Below are 15,102 nucleotides of genomic sequence, written 5' to 3'. Positions count from 1 at the left end.
CCTGTGAGTCACGACGGGACGGAGCCGGACGGCGTGGACCCGCGCTGGGTCGCCGCCGTGCGGTCCGCTCTGGCGTCCCTGCCGTACCCGGTGCTCATGCCGGACGGCGTGTGGGACGACGCGTTCGTGTCCGACGCCCAGCTCGTCGGCGGGCGGCTCGCGCAGGTGGCCGTCTCCGCGGTCCGGGACGAGGAGTGGGTGGAGGTCCACTCCGGTGCGGCCGGCGACCTCGACGTCGAGGACCGGCTCGCCGAGCAGGGCGTGCCCGAGGTCGGCGAGCCCGGCGGCGTCCCCGGCGAGGTGGAGGTCGACGGCGTCCCCACGCCGGCACGGACCTGGGTGGGTGCAAAGGGCACGGTGACGCTGCTGGATACGCGGCCCGGCCAGGACGCCGTGCACGTCGTCACCGTCCACGGCCCGCCGGCGCAGGCCACCGCGCCGACACCGCCGCTGCGCACGGCCGGGGACCTCGAGCCGCTGCTGGACGCCTACCTCGTGCACCTGGGCTGGGAGGCGCCGTGAACCCGCCGCTGAAGGGCCTGGCCCGCGGGCTCGCCGTCACCCTGGCGACGTTGGGGCGTCGCTCCACGACCGCGGAGTACCCCGACCAGGCGCCCGAGCTGCCGCCCCGCAGCCGGGGTGTCATCGCCCTGCTCGAGGAGAACTGCACGGTCTGCATGCTGTGCGCCCGCGAGTGCCCCGACTGGTGCATCTACATCGACTCCCACAAGGAGACGCTGCACGTGGAGGGCGCCGCCCGGGCCCGGCAGCGCAACGTGCTGGACCGGTTCGCGATCGACTTCTCGCTGTGCATGTACTGCGGCATCTGCGTCGAGGTGTGCCCGTTCGACGCCCTGTTCTGGAGCCCGCACTTCGAGTACGCCGAGACCGACGTCGCCGACCTGACCCACGAGCGGGAGCGCCTGCGCGAGTGGATGTGGACGGTCCCTCCGCCGCCGGCGCTGGACCCCGGCGCACCCGACGCCAAGGAGGTCGAGCAGGCCCAGCGGCCCGCCCGCCGTCCGCGCCCCGCCCGCGGGGAGGAGGGGTGAGCGGGCTGGACGTCGCGTTCACCGGGTTCGGCGTCCTGACCGCGGGCGCCGGGCTGCTCGCCGTCACGAGCCGCCAGGTCGTGCACGCGGCGCTGTGGCTGGTCGTCGCGCTCGGCGGGCTGGCCGGCTGCTACCTCGTCCTCGGCGCGGAGGTCGTCGCGCTGGTCCAGCTGCTGGTGTACGTCGGCGCGGTCGTCGTCCTCGTGCTCTTCGCCCTGATGCTGACCCGGGCCCCGATCGGCGCCGTCACGGACCTCGACCACGGCCCGGCCCGCCGGGTCGGCGCGGCGGTCGTCGCCGCGGCGCTCGCGGCGCTGCTGGCCGCCGCGCTGCTGCAGGCGCTGGGTGGCGCACCGCTCGACGCCGACCCCGCCCGCGGCAGCGCCCGCTCCGTCGGCGAGGTCCTGTTCGCCTGGTGGGTGCTGCCGTTCGAGCTGCTGTCGCTGCTGCTGCTGGCCGCCCTCGTCGGGGCGCTGGCCGTCTCGCGGCGCGAGGACGGTGAGCCGTGATGAGCACCACCGGCCCGCTGCTCCTCGTCGCCGTCCTCGCCGGTCTCGGCGCGTACGGCGTCCTGGCCCGGCGCAACGCGGTGATGGTGCTCGTCGGCGCGGAGCTGCTGCTCGGCGCCGGCGCCCTGCTGCTGGTCACCGTCGACGCCGCGACGGCCGACCCCGTCCTGTCCGGCCAGGTCGCCGCGCTGTTCGTCATCACCGTCGCCGCCGCGGAGATCGGCCTGGCGCTCGCGGTCGTCCTGCTGCTCTTCCGGCGGACCGGCAGCAGCGACCTGCGCGCCGCGCGGGACCTCGGCGAGACCGCCCGCCCGGTCCGGGGCGCGCTGGGCGCCCCGGCGGCGGGCGCCTCCACGGACCCCGGACCCGGTGACCCGACGGATCGGGCGGTGCGGTGAGCGGCCTGGCCCTGACCGCGGTCGTCGCCGTCACCGCGCCCGCGTGGGCTGCGCTGCTCGGGATGCTGGGGCGCGAGCGGACGACGGCCGCCGCGTTCGGCGTCCTCGGCGCCGGGGTGGCGCTGGTCGCCGCGGTGGCCGAGACGGCGACGACGTGGACCGGGGCGCGCGACGTCGTCGCCGTCCCGCTGCTCGGGACCGCCGACACCGGCGGCACCGTCATCGAGCTGACGCTGCGCGCCGACGCCCTGGCGGGCCTGGTCGCCGTGGCCGTGGGGCTGGTCGCCCTGTGCGTCCAGGTGTACTCGGCCGGCTACCTCGTCGAGCGTGGTGCCGGGCACCCGGCGTCCGCCCCGCCCCAGCACCCCGCACCCGCGGACGTGGCCTCCCGCACGGCGGTGGCGACGCCGCCGCTGGCCGGGTCGGCCGAGCAGGTCGCCGAGCCGGCACCGACCCGCTACCGCGCCTACGCGGCGACGGTGTCCCTGTTCACCGCCGCGATGATGCTCGTCGTCCACGCGGACGACCTGGTGCTGCTGCTCATCGGGTGGGAGGTGATGGGCCTGTGCTCCTACCTGCTCATCGGGCACCACAGCGAGCGGCAGGCGGCGCGGTCGGCCGCCGCCAAGGCGTTCCTCGTCACGCGCGTGGGCGACGTCGGCTTCCTGCTCGGCGTCGTGGTGCTCGTCGCCGGGGCCGGCACGTCGTCGGTGAGCGGCCTGCTCTCGGCCGTGGACGCCGGGACGCTCGACCGCGGGACGGTGACCGTCGCCTGCCTGCTGCTCGTCGCAGGTGTCGTCGGCAAGTCCGCGCAGGTGCCGCTGCACACCTGGCTGCCCGACGCGATGGAGGGCCCGACTCCCGTGTCCGCCCTCATCCACGCGGCGACGATGGTCGCCGCGGGGGTGGTCGTCGTCGCCCGGCTGCTCGACCTGTTCGCCCTGGCCCCCGCCGCGCTCGCCGTGCTCGGGTCGCTCGCGGCCGTCACCACCGTGGCCGCCGCCTTCGCCGCCCTCGCCCAGGACGACCTCAAGCGGCTGCTCGCCTGGTCGACGATCAGCCAGGTCGGGCTGATGCTCGGCGCGCTGGCCGTGGGGACGACCGGGGACGCCGACGGCCAAGGCCGGCCCGCCGCGATCGCCCACCTGCTCTCCCACGCCGGGTTCAAGGCCCTGCTCTTCCTCGGGGCCGGGGTCGTCACCCACCTCGTCGGGTCGACCCTGCTGCGTGACATGGGCGGCCTGGCGCGCCGCGCCCCGCTGGTCGGGTGGACCTTCGCGGCCGGGCTCGCCGCCCTCGCCGGGCTGCCGCCGACCAGCGGCTTCGTGTCCAAGGAGGCCGTCCTCGGCGTGGCCGAGGAGGCCGCCCTGCACCCCGGGACGGCGGACGGCGCGTCCCTGCTCGGGCCGGTCGCGTGGGTCGTCCTCGTCGCCGGCCTGGTGACGACCGTCGTGACCGCCGTCTACTCCACCCGGGCGTTCTGCGTCGTCGTCCTCGGCCGTCCGGTCCACCCCGTCGGCGCCGAGCACGCCCTGCCGCGGGAGCTGACCGGCCCGCTCGTCGTCCTCGCCGTGCCGACCGTCGCTCTGGGGCTGCTGCCGCTGGCCGGGCCGGCGGCGCTCGACGGCTTCCGGCTCGGCGTCGGCACCGCCGTCCTGGGCACCGTCCTGGCGCTCGCCGGTGTCGCGCTCGGGCTGCTGGGCCTGCGGCGCGAGGACCGGGACGTCGCCGTGCTGCTGCCCGCACGGGCGAGGGTCTGGTTGCTCGAGGGGTACCGCGCGGACGCCGTCCAGGTCGCGCTCGTCGCCCGGCCCCTGCGCCGCCTCGCGAGCACCGTCGCAGCCGGTGACCGCGACGTCGTCGACGCCTACGTGCGCGGGGCGGCGACCGGCGCCGGCTGGGCCGGCCGGGGCCTGCGGTACGTGCAGGGCGGCGTCGTCACCTCGTACCTGGCCTGGGTGCTCGGCGCCGCGGCCCTCGTCGGCCTGGGGGTGGTCGTGCTGTGAGCGGTTACCTGCTCGCGGTCGTCGCCGTCCCGCTGGTGACGTCCGTCCTGCTGCTCGTCGCCCGGTGGCCCGACGGGCTGGCCCGCGGCGTCGCGCTCGTCGCCAGCCTCGTCCAGCTCGAGCTGGTCGCCCTGCTCGTCGGGTCGTCGCGGCCGTGGCGCTCACCCGGGTTCGTCGCCGAGGTGGACCTGCCCTGGGTCCCCGCGCTCGGTGCCCGCCTGCACCTGGGCCTGGACGGGATCAGCGCCCCGCTCGTCGTGCTCACCTCGGTGCTCGGGGTGCTGGTGTGCCTGCACGCGTGCCGGCCCGGCGCCACCGGCGGTGACCGGTGGCTGCTGTCGGGGGTGCTGGCCGTCGTCGGCGGGGCCACCGCCACGTTCCTCGCGCTCGACCTGCTGCTGTTCTTCGTGGCGTTCGAGCTGGTGCTCGTCCCGATGTGGCTGCTCATCGCCTTCCGCGGCGACGACCGGGACCCTGCCGCCCGCCGCGACGCGGGCTACCGGTTCGTCCTCTACACCGCGCTCGGGTCGGCGATCATGCTCGTCGGCCTGCTCGCGCTGGCGGCCCAGGCCGGGACGACGGACCTCGTCGTCCTGGCGGCGGGCGCCGGCGCCGCCCTCGACCCGGGGGTGCAGGCGGTCGTCGCCGGGCTGCTGCTGCTCGGCCTGGCGGTGAAGGTGCCTGCCTGGCCGTTGCACACCTGGCTGCCGCCGGCGCACACCATCGCCCCCACGGTGGGGTCGGTGCTGCTGGCCGGGGTGCTGCTGAAGATGGGCTCGTACGGGATGGTCCGCCTCGTCGTCGGGGTGCTGCCCGAGGGTCTGGCGCGGTGGGCGCCGCTGCTGGCCGGTCTGGGGGTCGTCGGGATCCTGTGGGGCGGGCTGGCGTGCCTGGTCGAGCGCGACCTCAAGCGCCTCGTCGCGTTCTCGTCGGTGGCGCACATGGGCTTCGTCCTCGTCGGGATCGCCTCCGGGACGCCGGAGGGGCTGCAGGGGGCGCTGTTCGTGAACGTCGCGCACGGTGTCATCACCGCCCTGCTCTTCCTCGTCGTCGGGGCGGTCAAGGACCGCGCGCACACCGCGGACCTCGCCCTCGTCGGGCCCGGCCTGCGGGACCGCACCCCGCGCCGCGGCTGGCTGCTGGCGCTCGGCTGCGTCGCCGGTCTGGGCCTGCCCGGGCTCGCCGGGTTCTGGGGTGAGCTGCTGGCCGTCCTCGGCGCGTGGCGGGGCACCGACCTGCTCGGGGACGCCGGGTCGCGGTGGGTCGCCGTCCTGGCCGCCGCGGGCACCGCCCTGGCCGCCGCGTACCTGCTGCGGGTGCTCTACCTCGTCTGGCACGGGCCGGCACAGGACCCGGCGGGGCCCGGGGGGGCAGCCACCGCTGCGCCGCGGTCGGCGGAACCCGTGCAGGTCGCGGACGCCGACCACCTCGAGGTGGCGGTCGCCGCCCCGCTGGTCGGCGCCGTGTTCGCGTTCGGGCTGCTGCCGTGGCTGCTGCTGTCCGTCACCGCTCCGGCGGTCCAGTCGCTGGTGGGGGTGCGCTGATGGTCGTCGCCACCAGCGGCTGGTCCGCCGGGGCGCTCGCCGCCCTGGCCCGGACCGCCTCGCCGGAGCGCGTGCAGCCGGTCGACTGGGCGGCGCTGTCACCGGTCCTGCTGCCGGCCGCCGCCGTCCTCGTCGTCCTGCTCGTCCAGGCCGTGCGTCCCGCCCGCCGCGACGTCCTGGACGCCGTCGCGCTCGGCGGGCTGCTCGGCGCCGCCCTCGCGTTGGCCCTGACGGGCCGGACGGCGCGCGGCACCTTCTGCCTCGAGCTGCCGGACGCGCCCGCGGTCGGCGCCGGACCGGACCTGGCGGGGGCCTGCTCGTACGTCACCGGACCGCTGACCACGGGCCTGCAGGCCGTCGTCCTCGCTGCGGCGGTGGTCGCGCTGCTGCTGGCGGTCGACGGGCCGGGCGCGCGGGCCCGCGCCGAGCACCACGCCCTGCTGCTGGCTGCGACCGCGGGGGCGATGGTGCTCGCCGGCGCGCGGGACCTGCCGACGCTGCTGGTCGCGGTGGAGACCGCGTCGCTGCCGGTGGTCGCGCTCGTCGCCCTGCGCCGGGACGCGACCGGTGCGCAGGCGGCGGTCAAGCTGCTGCTCGTCGCGGTCGTGTCGCTCGGCCTCCTGGTGCTCGGCACCGGCCTGGTGTACGCGGGCACGGGGACGGTGCACCTGGCGGCGACCGCCGGGACGTCGCCCGAGCACCCGACCCTGGCCGTCCTCGGCGCGGCGCTGCTCGTCGCGGGACTGGCGTACAAGCTGTCCGCCGCGCCCTTCGGCTGGTGGACACCGGACGTGTACGCGGGGTCGCCGGTGCCCGTGGCGGCCTTCCTGTCGACGGTCTCCAAGGTCGCCGGGCTGGCCGCGCTCGTGGTCGTCGTGGCGGTGGGGCTGCCGTGGGCGCTGGACGACTGGGGACCGCTCCTGGGCGTGCTCGCGGTGGCGTCCATGACGGTCGGCAACCTCGTCGCCCTCACCCAGCGGACGGCGGTCCGCCTCCTCGCGTGGTCGACCGTGGCGCAGGCCGGCTGGGTGGTGCTGCCGCTGGCGGGAGCGGGGGCGGGGGTCCTCACGGCGGTCGAGGCGTCCGTCGGCTACCTGCTCGCGTACGTGGTGGCGTCGCTGGCGGCGTTCACCGTCGTCGTCCTGGTCACCCGGCACCACCGCGACGGCTCGGGGCACGGGCTGGCCGCCTACCGCGGTCTGCTGCGGACCGAGCCGGTGGCGGCTGCCGCCCTGGCACTGGCGCTGCTGTGCCTGGCAGGCCTGCCGCCCGGCGTCATGGGCGTCGTCGCGAAGGTCGTCGCGCTCCGCCCCGTCGTGGACGACGACCTGTGGTGGCTGGCGGGCGCCGCCGCCGTCAACGTCGCTCTGGGCGCGGCCTACTACCTGCGCTGGACGGCGCTGCTCGTGCTGCCCGCCGGGGCCGCCACGGACGGCTCGCCACCGGGTGCCCGCAGCGCCGAGCGGCTCGACGCGCACGGGGGAGCGGGACGTGGGCCACGAGGGCCGGGGGTGGTCGACGAGGCGCACGCCGACGGCGCGGCCACCTGGGACGTCACCCCCGCCGAGGGGCTGGCCCTAGGGCTGTCTTCGGGGGCCTGCCTGGTGCTGTCCGTCGTGCCGCAGCTCGTCGCCGGACCGCTCGGCGGCTGAACGGCGGGCACTCCCGCTGTCCTGCGCGGCCGGGGGGCGGCGTCCGGGGCGCCGCCGTGGCGGGAACGCGTCCCGCACCCGGGGCGTTGTGGTCGGTGGGTGACGCCCGTGCGGGGCGTCCGGCACGAGGGGAGAGCACGCGGGGATGCAGCCGCACCAGCACTTCAACGGTCTGAAGACGGCCATGCTGTTCGGCCTGCTCGGGGCCGTCGTCCTCGGCGCGAGCTGGCTGCTGTTCGGGCGCTCCACCGGGGCCCTGACGATCGGCCTGGTCATCGCGCTGCTGGTGAACGGGATCGCGTTCTGGAAGAGCGACACCCTCGCGATCAAGGCGATGCGCGCCCGCCCCGTCAGCGAGGCCGAGCAGCCCGCGATGTACCGGATCGTGCGCGAGCTGTCCACCCAGGCCCGTCAGCCGATGCCGCGGCTGTACGTCTCGCCGACGATGGCGCCGAACGCGTTCGCGACCGGGCGCAACCCCCGCAACGCGGCCGTGTGCTGCACGGAGGGGCTGCTCGCGATGCTCGACGAGCGCGAGCTGCGCGGCGTCCTCGGCCACGAGCTCATGCACGTGTACAACCGCGACATCCTCAGCGCCTCGGTGGCCGCCGCGATGTCGAGCGTCATCACCTACCTGGCGTACATCGCGATGTTCTTCGGCGGTGGGGACGAGGAGCGGCCCAACCCGTTCGCCGCGATGCTGCTGCTGTTCCTCGGCCCGATGGCGGCCGGGATGGTGCAGATGGCCATCAGCCGCACCCGCGAGTTCGACGCCGACGAGGACGGGGCCACGCTCACCGGCGACCCGCTGGCGCTCGCCAGCGCCCTGCGCAAGCTCGAGCTCGGCACCCGGCAGCTGCCGCTGCGGCCCGAGCGGGACGTCGTCAGCGCCAGCGCCATGATGATCGCCAACCCGTTCCGCGCCGGGGACGTGCGGAGCATGTTCGCCAGCCACCCGCCGATGGCGGAGCGGATCGCCCGGCTGGAGTCGATGGCCGGCTACCAGCGGTGAACCCGACCGGACCGCTCGCCGTCGTCCTCAACGTCGTCTGGCTCGTCGTCACCGGCTTCTGGATGGCCGTCGGCTACCTCGTCGCGGGCGCCGTCGCGTGCCTGCTCGTCGTCACCATCCCGTTCGGCCTGGCGGCCTTCCGGATGGCCAGCTACACGTTCTGGCCGTTCGGCCGGCGGCTGGTCCGGCGCGGGGACGCGGGGATCGCCTCGGGCGTCGGCAACGTGCTGTGGATCGTCCTCTTCGGCTGGTGGCTCGCGCTGGGGCACATCGCCTCCGGGGTGGCGTTCTGCGTGACGGTCATCGGGATCCCGCTGGGGATCGCGTCGTTCAAGCTCGTGCCCGTGTCGCTGGTGCCGCTCGGTCGCGAGATCGTCCCCGCCGACCGGCCCCTCCAGCGCTGACGCCGCGGCCACCGCTCGCCCAGGGCGTCGGCTCGTGCGCCCGCCGGCCGGGGAAGAAGCCCGTCCAGGACGGCGTTGAGGCAGGGCCGCCAGCCCGGAAGGAGCCGCCCGTGACCGTCCAGTCCGCGCCCGCCCGCTCGTCGTCCGCTCCCTCGTCGTCTTCCCAGTCCGCCGGGGCCGAGCTGGACCGCCAGCTCCGCACCCTGCTCGACCTCGGCTACCCGGCCCTCGCGGGGCTGTCCGCCGAGGAGCTCACGGCCCGCGTCGAGGCCCTGCGGCCGGCGGCGTTCGCGGCGCCGACCCGCCCCGGAGCCGTCCCGTTCGTCGTCGTGGTGTCGCGCACCCTCGTCCCGGCCGAGGCGTCGCTGCCGTTGCTCGACCGCGGCGGCAAGCCCGGCTTCGTGTCCGCCGACCTGGCCGACATCGGCCGCTTCGTCCCCGCCGACGACGCCGACCGCGCACCCGCCGACGTGTACCTGCTCGTCGACGTCGAGCGGGGCGACGACTACCTGGACCGGACGCCGGACGAGGCCGTCCCCGCGATCCGGGACCGCGACAGGACCCCGCTGACCTGGGACGAGGGCGTCGCGCTGCTCACCCACCGGCCCGACCTGCTCGAACCCGGCCGGTGCTTCATGACGCCCGCGTCACGCTGCGGTGACCGGCGCGTCCCCGCGCTGTGGATCAGCGGCGGCACAGGCAAGGACGGCCGGGAGCGCCGCGGCGCCCCGAAGCTCGGCTGGTGCTGGGCCGGCAACCGCCACACCTGGTTGGGCCACGCCTCAGCCGCCACCCGCACCGCCTGACCCGGACGCGCTAGACCAGCCCCGAGGTCGACCGACTGATCGTCAGACCGGGATGGGGGTCATCACCCCCATCCCGGTCTGACGATCAGTTCGTGCAGGAGTCGTGAGTGCAGGCGTGGGCGCGCGTGCTCACGCGGGCAGGACGTCGTCCAACCAGGCCCGGACGGCGGCCCAGCAGCGGCTGGCCGGCTGCAGGTGCTCGAAGTGCCCCTCCCCGGGGACGACGACCAGCCGGACCTCCCCGTCATCGTTCCCGCCCCCGGCCGCTGCGGCGGCCTGCGCGAAGGCGCGCGACTGTGCCGGCGGGACGGTGTCGTCGTCCGCTCCGGTGACGGCGAGGACCGGGACGCCGGTGGGCAGCAGGGCGGAGGGGGAGGCGCGGGTGTAGCGGGTCGGCTCGTCGTCCGGCCCGACGGCCATGAGGTCGAGCACGGCCCCGTCCCCGACCCGCTCCCGCGCCGCCGACACGAGGTCGAGGACCCCCGCCTGGGAGCACGCGGCGACCGGGCGGACGCGCGGACCGGCGCCCGTGGCGTCGGCCGGCAGCACGTGCCGCGACGCGGCCCAGGCGGCGAGCGTGCCGCCCGCGGAGTGCCCGACGACGACCACCCGGTCCAGCGGCAGGCCACCCACCCGGGGGGCGGCGTCCGCGAGCGCGTCGACGGCCGCGGCGACGTCGGCGAACGTGCGCGGCCACCCGCCGCCGCCCCCGACCGGCCGGTACTCCACGTTCCACACCGCGAAGCCGGACGCCGTCAGGTCGGCGGCCACGTCGTCCTGCAGGGAGCGGTCGTACCGCGCGCGCCAGAACCCGCCGTGCACGAGGACGACGACCCCGCGGCGGACGGACCGGCCCGGCGGCAGGTGCAGGTCCGCCACCTGCCGGGGGTGGTCACCGTAGGCGTGGGTCAGCGCCGGGTCGCAGCCGGTCACGACGGGCCCGCGTGGACGTCGCCGGTCAGCGGTAGTTGGTGAACTGCAGCGCCACGTCGAGGTCCTTCTCCTTGAGCAGGGCGATGACCGACTGCAGGTCGTCGCGGCTCTTGGCGGACACGCGCAGCTCGTCGCCCTGGATCTGGGGCTTGACGCCCTTCGGCCCCTCGTCGCGGATGATCTTCGCGATCTTCTTGGCGTTGTCGGAGTCCAGGCCCTCCTTCAGCGCGAACTCCTGCCGGTACTCCTTGCCGGACTGCTTCGTCTCACCGGCGTCGAGGACCTTGAGGGACACGCCGCGCTTGATGAGCTTGGTCTGCAGGACGTCGAGGACGGCGGCCACCCGCTCCTCGCTGTTGGCGGTGATGACGATCTTCTCGCCGCTCCACGCCACGCTCGCGCCGGTGTTCTTGAAGTCGTACCTCTGCGAGACCTCCTTGGCGGCCTGGTTGAGGGCGTTGTCGACCTCCTGGCGGTCGACCTTGCTGACGACGTCGAACGACGACTCGCTGGCCACGGGTGGTGCTCCTCGCGTCTGGGGGACCGGTGTCGCGGCGGGGGTTCGAGACGCCTCGCCGGGGTTGCTATCCTTCCACCCGGCGTCGGCACGACGTCACGGCAGGTTGCCCGAGCGGCCAATGGGAGCGGACTGTAAATCCGTCGCGAAAGCTTCGCAGGTTCGAATCCTGCACCTGCCACCACGTAAGGGGCGTCCCATCGCGGGGCGCCCCTTCGTCGTCCGCCCCCACCGGGTGGGTCCGGGCGCCAGGGGCTCAGTTCGGGTCCCGCGGTGCCGATGGGATCCTGGGCGCCGTCCGTGCGCACCCCGGTCTGCCGGAGCCAGGAGGGCGGTCATGACGCCGGTTCTCGCTGTCCTCTTCGCCCTGGCCGCGGCCGGGCTGGCGGCGACCGCCGTCGGCAGCGCCCGCCGTCGCCACGACGCCCCTGCCGCCGGTGCTCTCACGGTGGTCTCGGTGGGCACGTCGTTCTGGTCGCTCTGCGAGCTCGTCACCGCCCTGCCGGTGCCCTTCGAGGCGGTGGTCGCCGCCCAGTCCGCGCTCTTCCTCGGGGTGGCGTCGACGGTCGTCGGCTTCTGGTGCCTGAGCCTGGCCGTGGTCGACCGCGGCTGGCGCCTGACCGGCCGCGCTGCCGCGCTGCTGGCCGTCGAACCGGTCCTCCTGGTGGCAGCAGTGGTGACGAACCCCTGGCACCACCAGTTCGTGGTCAGCTGGGAGTCCGTCGACGGGCCGTTCACCCGCGTCGACGAGACGTACGGGCCGCTGTTCTGGGCCCACATGGTCTACAGCAACGCCCTGCTCGGTGTCGGGCTGGTCCGCATCGCCCGCGCCGCCTGGCGCGGCGACGGGCCGTCGCGCCGGATGCACGTGAGCCTGCTGGTCGGCAGCATCCCTCCGATCGCCGCCAACGTCCTGGCCGTGACGGGGCTCAGCGGGAGGCTGAACCTCACCGTCGTCGGGTTCGCGGTCACGGCGGCCGTCGCGTACCGGGTCGTCGTCGGCCAGTGGCTGACCCACCGGGTGCCGGTCGGCCACCAGCGCATCCTGGACGCCGTCGGCGACGCCGTCGCGGTGGTCGACCGTGCCGGCACGGTGATCACCACCAACCCCGCGGCGGACCGTCTCGCCGCGAGGCTGACCGGTGACCCGTCGACGGTGCTGGTCGGCCGGCCGCTGAGCGAGGTGCTCGCCGGTCTGGCGCTCGAGGACGAGGTCGTCCTGGCCGGGGCGGCGCGGGAGCCGGGGGCGGAGCGCGAGCACACCGTCCTGGACGCCGGGGGCAGCGGCGTCGACCTGCACATCCGGGTCTCCCGCCTGGACGACCACCGGGGCCGCACCATCGGGCGCATCCTCGTGGCCCGGGACGTCACGGAGATGCAGGCCCAGCGCACCGCGCTGGAGGCGGCCAACGCCCGGCTGACCGCCCAGGTGCGGACCATCGAGAGCCTGCAGGCCGACCTCGCCGAGCAGGCCGTGCGCGACCCGCTGACCGGGCTGCACAACCGCCGGTACGTGACGGCGGAGATGGACCGGCTGTCCCCGCAGGTCGGGCCTGGGGCGCCGCTGTCCCTGGCGATCCTGGACGTCGACCACTTCAAGCGGGTCAACGACCGCTACGGGCACCCGGTGGGGGACGTCGTCCTGGTCGAGCTCGCGGACCTGCTGCACGCCGGGGCGGGCGACGGGGACCTGGTCGGCCGCCACGGCGGCGAGGAGTTCGTCGTCGTGATGCCGGGGACGTCGGCCGACGAGGCCCTCGTCCGGCTCGAGCAGATCAGGCGCCGGGTCGAGGACGCCGTGGTCGTCGTCGACGACGTGCGGCTCACGATCACCGTCAGCGCGGGCCTCGCGACGACCACCGGGGACCTCGACCGCGCCGGGCTGTTCCAGCAGGCCGACGCGGCGCTGTACCGGGCGAAGCAGTCGGGTCGCAACCGGGTGGCCGCGACCGCCGCGGTCGGCTGAGGCGGTCGGGCGCCGGCGCACTCCCCGGGGCGGCCGCGACCGCCTCGCGTCGGGGCCCCCGTCACCGCGGACCGCACGCACTCTTCGTGTGGCCGGGCCCCGCTGGTCTCGTTACCGTCGAGCGGGTGCCTGGCGAGCAGTCCTCGGACGTGCCCGTCCCCGGGGCGGGGAGCGGGCCGGTCGACGCGCTCGGCCGGGCGGAGCACTGGGACAGCCGGTACGCGCCAGCGTGGCTGGTCCGCACCGCGGCCGTCGGCGGTCGCCTGCTCGTGCTGGCGGTGCTCGTGTGGCTGCTCGCCGAGCTGGCGACGTCGCTGACGGTCCTGCTCGTGCCGGTCGCGGTCGCGCTGCTGCTGGCCGGTGTGCTCGCCCCCGCCGTGGAGTGGGGCGAGCGCCACCGCGTCCCTCGGGTGCTCGGTGCGGCGGCGGGGACCGCCGTGGTGGTGGCGCTGCTCGTGGGTGCGGGGTGGGCGATCGGTGAGCGGGTCGCCGACCAGCTGCCGGACCTGCGTGCGCAGCTGCGGGACGCCGCGCAGCAGGTGTCGCAGACGTTCGGCGTCCAGGTGCCGGGTGTGGTCACCGGAGGTGGGGGCGGCGGCGGGTCCGGCTCCGCAGCGGGGCCGGGGGTCCTGGGCCAGCTCGCGTCGTCCCTCGGCATCGCCGTGGACGTCGTCATCGGGCTCTTCCTGTGCCTGGCCTTCGTGTTCCTGCTGCTGAAGAACGGTCCCCGGATGTGGCAGGGCCTCCTCGCGCTGCTGGGTGGCAGGCTGCGCGACGACGTCGACGCGGCGGGACGCGCGGCGTGGAGGACGCTCGCCGCCTACGTGCGCGGGCTGACCGTCGTCGCCCTCTTCGACGCCGTCGCCATCGGCGTCGGGCTGCTCGTGCTCGGCGTCCCGCTGGCGTTGACGCTGGCCCTGCTGCAGTTCGTCGCGTCGTACGTGCCGACGATCGGGGCGTTCGTCGCCGGTGCCGTGGCCGTGGCGGTGGCGTGGGCCTCGGAGGGACTCGGCACGGCGGCCGTCGTGGCGGTGCTCGCCGTGGCCGTCCAGCAGATCGGCAACGACGTCATCGAGCCGTACGTCATGCAGCGCGAGCTGCCTGTCGACGCGTTCACCGTGCTGGCGGCCGTGACCGCGGGCGGGCTCTTGTGGGGGATCCCCGGCGCCCTGCTGTTCGTCCCGCTGACGGCGGCGTCGATCGCCGCGGCGAGGGAGCTGTGGCAGCGGCACGGGCGCCGTCCGCTGGCCGGTGGCGGGGGCCCGTGACCGGTGCCGCGTGGCCACTGGGGTGGGCTCTCGCGGCGCTGGCGGGAGCGGGCGCGGTGATCGTGCTCGCCGGCCCGCCCCTGACCCGGGCCGCCGACGGGCTCGCGGAGAGGCTGGGCCTGGGGCGCAGCCTGGCCGGCGGGGTGCTCCTGGGGGCGGTGACCTCCTTGTCCGGGATCGCCACGATCACGACGGGAGGGCTGAGCGGGCAGGCGGAGTTCGCCCTCGCGAACCCCGTGGGCGGGGTAGCCGTCCAGACCGTCTGGCTCACCGTGGCCGACCTGGCCTACCGCAGGACGAACCTCGAGCACGCCGCCGCGTCCCTGGAGAACATGCTGCAGTCCCTGGTCCTCATGGCTCTGCTCGCCGTGCCTGTCGTCGCCTACGCGACGCCGTCGCTGGAGCTCGGCTGGGTCCACCCCGCCACGCTGTTCATCCCGGTCGTGTACGCCGGCGGCCTGCTCCTGGTGCGTCGAACCGAGGGTGCGCCGATGTGGCGGGCCGTGGACACGGACGACACGAGCGACCGTGAGAGCGGACCGGCGTCCGGGTCGTCGACGTGGACGCTGTGGGGCCGGCTGGTCGTGCTGGGCGTCGTCGTCGCCGCCACCGGCTGGGCCGTCGGACGCGCTGGCGTCTCCGTCGTGGAGCGCACGCAGATCCCGAGTGGGGTCGTCGGGTTCACCCTGACGACCGTGATCACCTCCCTGCCGGAGCTGGTCACGCTGGTCGCGGCGGTGCGGATGGGGGCGCTCACCCTGGGCGTGGGCGCGGTCATCGGCGGAAACGTCTTCGACACGCTGCAGATCGCCCTGGCGGACCTGAGCTACCTGGAGGGGTCGGTGTACTCGGCGGCCGGACCTGAGGCGCTGGTGCTGCTGGGCGGGACGATGCTGATGACGGCGGTTCTGGCCGCCGGGCTGCTCGTGCGCCAGCGCCGCGGGATCGGCTTCGAGGGCGTCACCCTGCCCGTGCTGTACGTGGCTACCGCCGCTCTCGTGTGGGCCGCCGCCTGAGCACGCACGGGCCCGCGGG

General features: G+C 75.7%; 15 protein-coding genes and 1 tRNA gene. 14 read left to right on the top strand and 2 right to left on the bottom strand.

What is annotated here, in order from left to right:
* Positions 1 to 3 precede the first annotated feature (3 nt).
* The 10 genes from ACYVQV_RS09470 (at position 4) to ACYVQV_RS09425 (ending at position 9,383) form a co-directional block, all read left to right on the top strand.
* Positions 4 to 522, top strand: coding sequence for a hypothetical protein (locus ACYVQV_RS09470; protein WP_461023025.1), 519 nt, complete (start codon positions 4 to 6; stop codon positions 520 to 522).
* The gene (locus ACYVQV_RS09465; protein ID WP_461023024.1) at positions 519 to 1,052 is read left to right on the top strand and encodes a NuoI/complex I 23 kDa subunit family protein; all 534 of its coding nucleotides are present in this window, start codon (positions 519 to 521) and stop codon (positions 1,050 to 1,052) included. The genes ACYVQV_RS09470 and ACYVQV_RS09465 overlap by 4 nt, the downstream gene beginning before the upstream one ends.
* The gene (locus tag ACYVQV_RS09460) at positions 1,049 to 1,561 is read left to right on the top strand and encodes an NADH-quinone oxidoreductase subunit J family protein (RefSeq protein WP_461023023.1); all 513 of its coding nucleotides are present in this window, start codon (positions 1,049 to 1,051) and stop codon (positions 1,559 to 1,561) included. The genes ACYVQV_RS09465 and ACYVQV_RS09460 overlap by 4 nt, the downstream gene beginning before the upstream one ends.
* Positions 1,561 to 1,959 (top strand): NADH-quinone oxidoreductase subunit NuoK, encoded by a 399-nt coding sequence (nuoK, locus tag ACYVQV_RS09455; protein WP_461023022.1) that lies wholly within the window; start codon positions 1,561 to 1,563, stop codon positions 1,957 to 1,959. Before ACYVQV_RS09460 ends, nuoK begins: the two co-directional genes overlap by 1 nt.
* Entirely contained in the window at positions 1,956 to 3,965 is a 2,010-nt protein-coding gene (locus ACYVQV_RS09450; RefSeq protein WP_461023021.1) for an NADH-quinone oxidoreductase subunit 5 family protein, read from the top strand. The genes nuoK and ACYVQV_RS09450 overlap by 4 nt, the downstream gene beginning before the upstream one ends.
* The gene (locus tag ACYVQV_RS09445) at positions 3,962 to 5,509 is read left to right on the top strand and encodes a complex I subunit 4 family protein (RefSeq protein ID WP_461023020.1); all 1,548 of its coding nucleotides are present in this window, start codon (positions 3,962 to 3,964) and stop codon (positions 5,507 to 5,509) included. Before ACYVQV_RS09450 ends, ACYVQV_RS09445 begins: the two co-directional genes overlap by 4 nt.
* The gene (locus ACYVQV_RS09440) at positions 5,509 to 7,161 is read left to right on the top strand and encodes an NADH-quinone oxidoreductase subunit N (RefSeq protein WP_461023019.1); all 1,653 of its coding nucleotides are present in this window, start codon (positions 5,509 to 5,511) and stop codon (positions 7,159 to 7,161) included. Before ACYVQV_RS09445 ends, ACYVQV_RS09440 begins: the two co-directional genes overlap by 1 nt.
* Positions 7,162 to 7,306: 145 nt before the next feature.
* Positions 7,307 to 8,173 carry a zinc metalloprotease HtpX gene (gene htpX, locus ACYVQV_RS09435; protein ID WP_461023018.1) on the top strand — a complete coding sequence of 289 codons (867 nt, stop codon included), beginning with the start codon at positions 7,307 to 7,309 and terminating at the stop codon, positions 8,171 to 8,173.
* Complete coding sequence (locus ACYVQV_RS09430; protein ID WP_461023017.1) at positions 8,170 to 8,577, top strand: YccF domain-containing protein; 408 nt, start codon at positions 8,170 to 8,172, stop codon at positions 8,575 to 8,577. The genes htpX and ACYVQV_RS09430 overlap by 4 nt, the downstream gene beginning before the upstream one ends.
* A 110-nt stretch (positions 8,578 to 8,687) precedes the next feature.
* Positions 8,688 to 9,383: a DUF5701 family protein gene (locus tag ACYVQV_RS09425; RefSeq protein WP_461023016.1), complete on the top strand. Its 696-nt coding sequence runs from the start codon at positions 8,688 to 8,690 to the stop codon at positions 9,381 to 9,383.
* A gap of 129 nt (positions 9,384 to 9,512) precedes the next feature.
* On the opposite strand, the gene ACYVQV_RS09420 is transcribed toward ACYVQV_RS09425, so the two are convergent.
* Together ACYVQV_RS09420 and ACYVQV_RS09415 are read right to left on the bottom strand one after the other, a co-directional pair.
* Positions 9,513 to 10,316, bottom strand: coding sequence for an alpha/beta hydrolase family protein (locus ACYVQV_RS09420; protein ID WP_461023015.1), 804 nt, complete (start codon positions 10,314 to 10,316; stop codon positions 9,513 to 9,515).
* A gap of 25 nt (positions 10,317 to 10,341) precedes the next feature.
* Entirely contained in the window at positions 10,342 to 10,833 is a 492-nt protein-coding gene (locus tag ACYVQV_RS09415; protein ID WP_461023014.1) for a YajQ family cyclic di-GMP-binding protein, read from the bottom strand.
* A 100-nt stretch (positions 10,834 to 10,933) separates the two neighbouring features.
* On the opposite strand from ACYVQV_RS09415, the gene ACYVQV_RS09410 reads away from it, so the two are divergent.
* From ACYVQV_RS09410 to ACYVQV_RS09395, 4 genes are all read left to right on the top strand, one after another.
* Positions 10,934 to 11,017, top strand: a tRNA-Tyr gene (locus ACYVQV_RS09410).
* A gap of 153 nt (positions 11,018 to 11,170) precedes the next feature.
* Positions 11,171 to 12,799, top strand: a complete 1,629-nt coding sequence (locus tag ACYVQV_RS09405) for a histidine kinase N-terminal 7TM domain-containing diguanylate cyclase (protein ID WP_461023013.1) — start codon at positions 11,171 to 11,173, stop codon at positions 12,797 to 12,799.
* Between the two features lie 125 nt (positions 12,800 to 12,924).
* Positions 12,925 to 14,067: an AI-2E family transporter gene (locus ACYVQV_RS09400; protein WP_461023012.1), complete on the top strand. Its 1,143-nt coding sequence runs from the start codon at positions 12,925 to 12,927 to the stop codon at positions 14,065 to 14,067.
* Complete coding sequence (locus tag ACYVQV_RS09395) at positions 14,064 to 15,083, top strand: sodium:calcium antiporter (protein ID WP_461023011.1); 1,020 nt, start codon at positions 14,064 to 14,066, stop codon at positions 15,081 to 15,083. The genes ACYVQV_RS09400 and ACYVQV_RS09395 overlap by 4 nt, the downstream gene beginning before the upstream one ends.
* Positions 15,084 to 15,102: the final 19 nt, after the last annotated feature.

Source organism: Thalassiella azotivora, assembly GCF_054781695.1.
The sequence above is the reverse complement of the archived record's forward strand: the minus strand, read 5'-3'. Positions and strand labels throughout refer to the sequence as shown.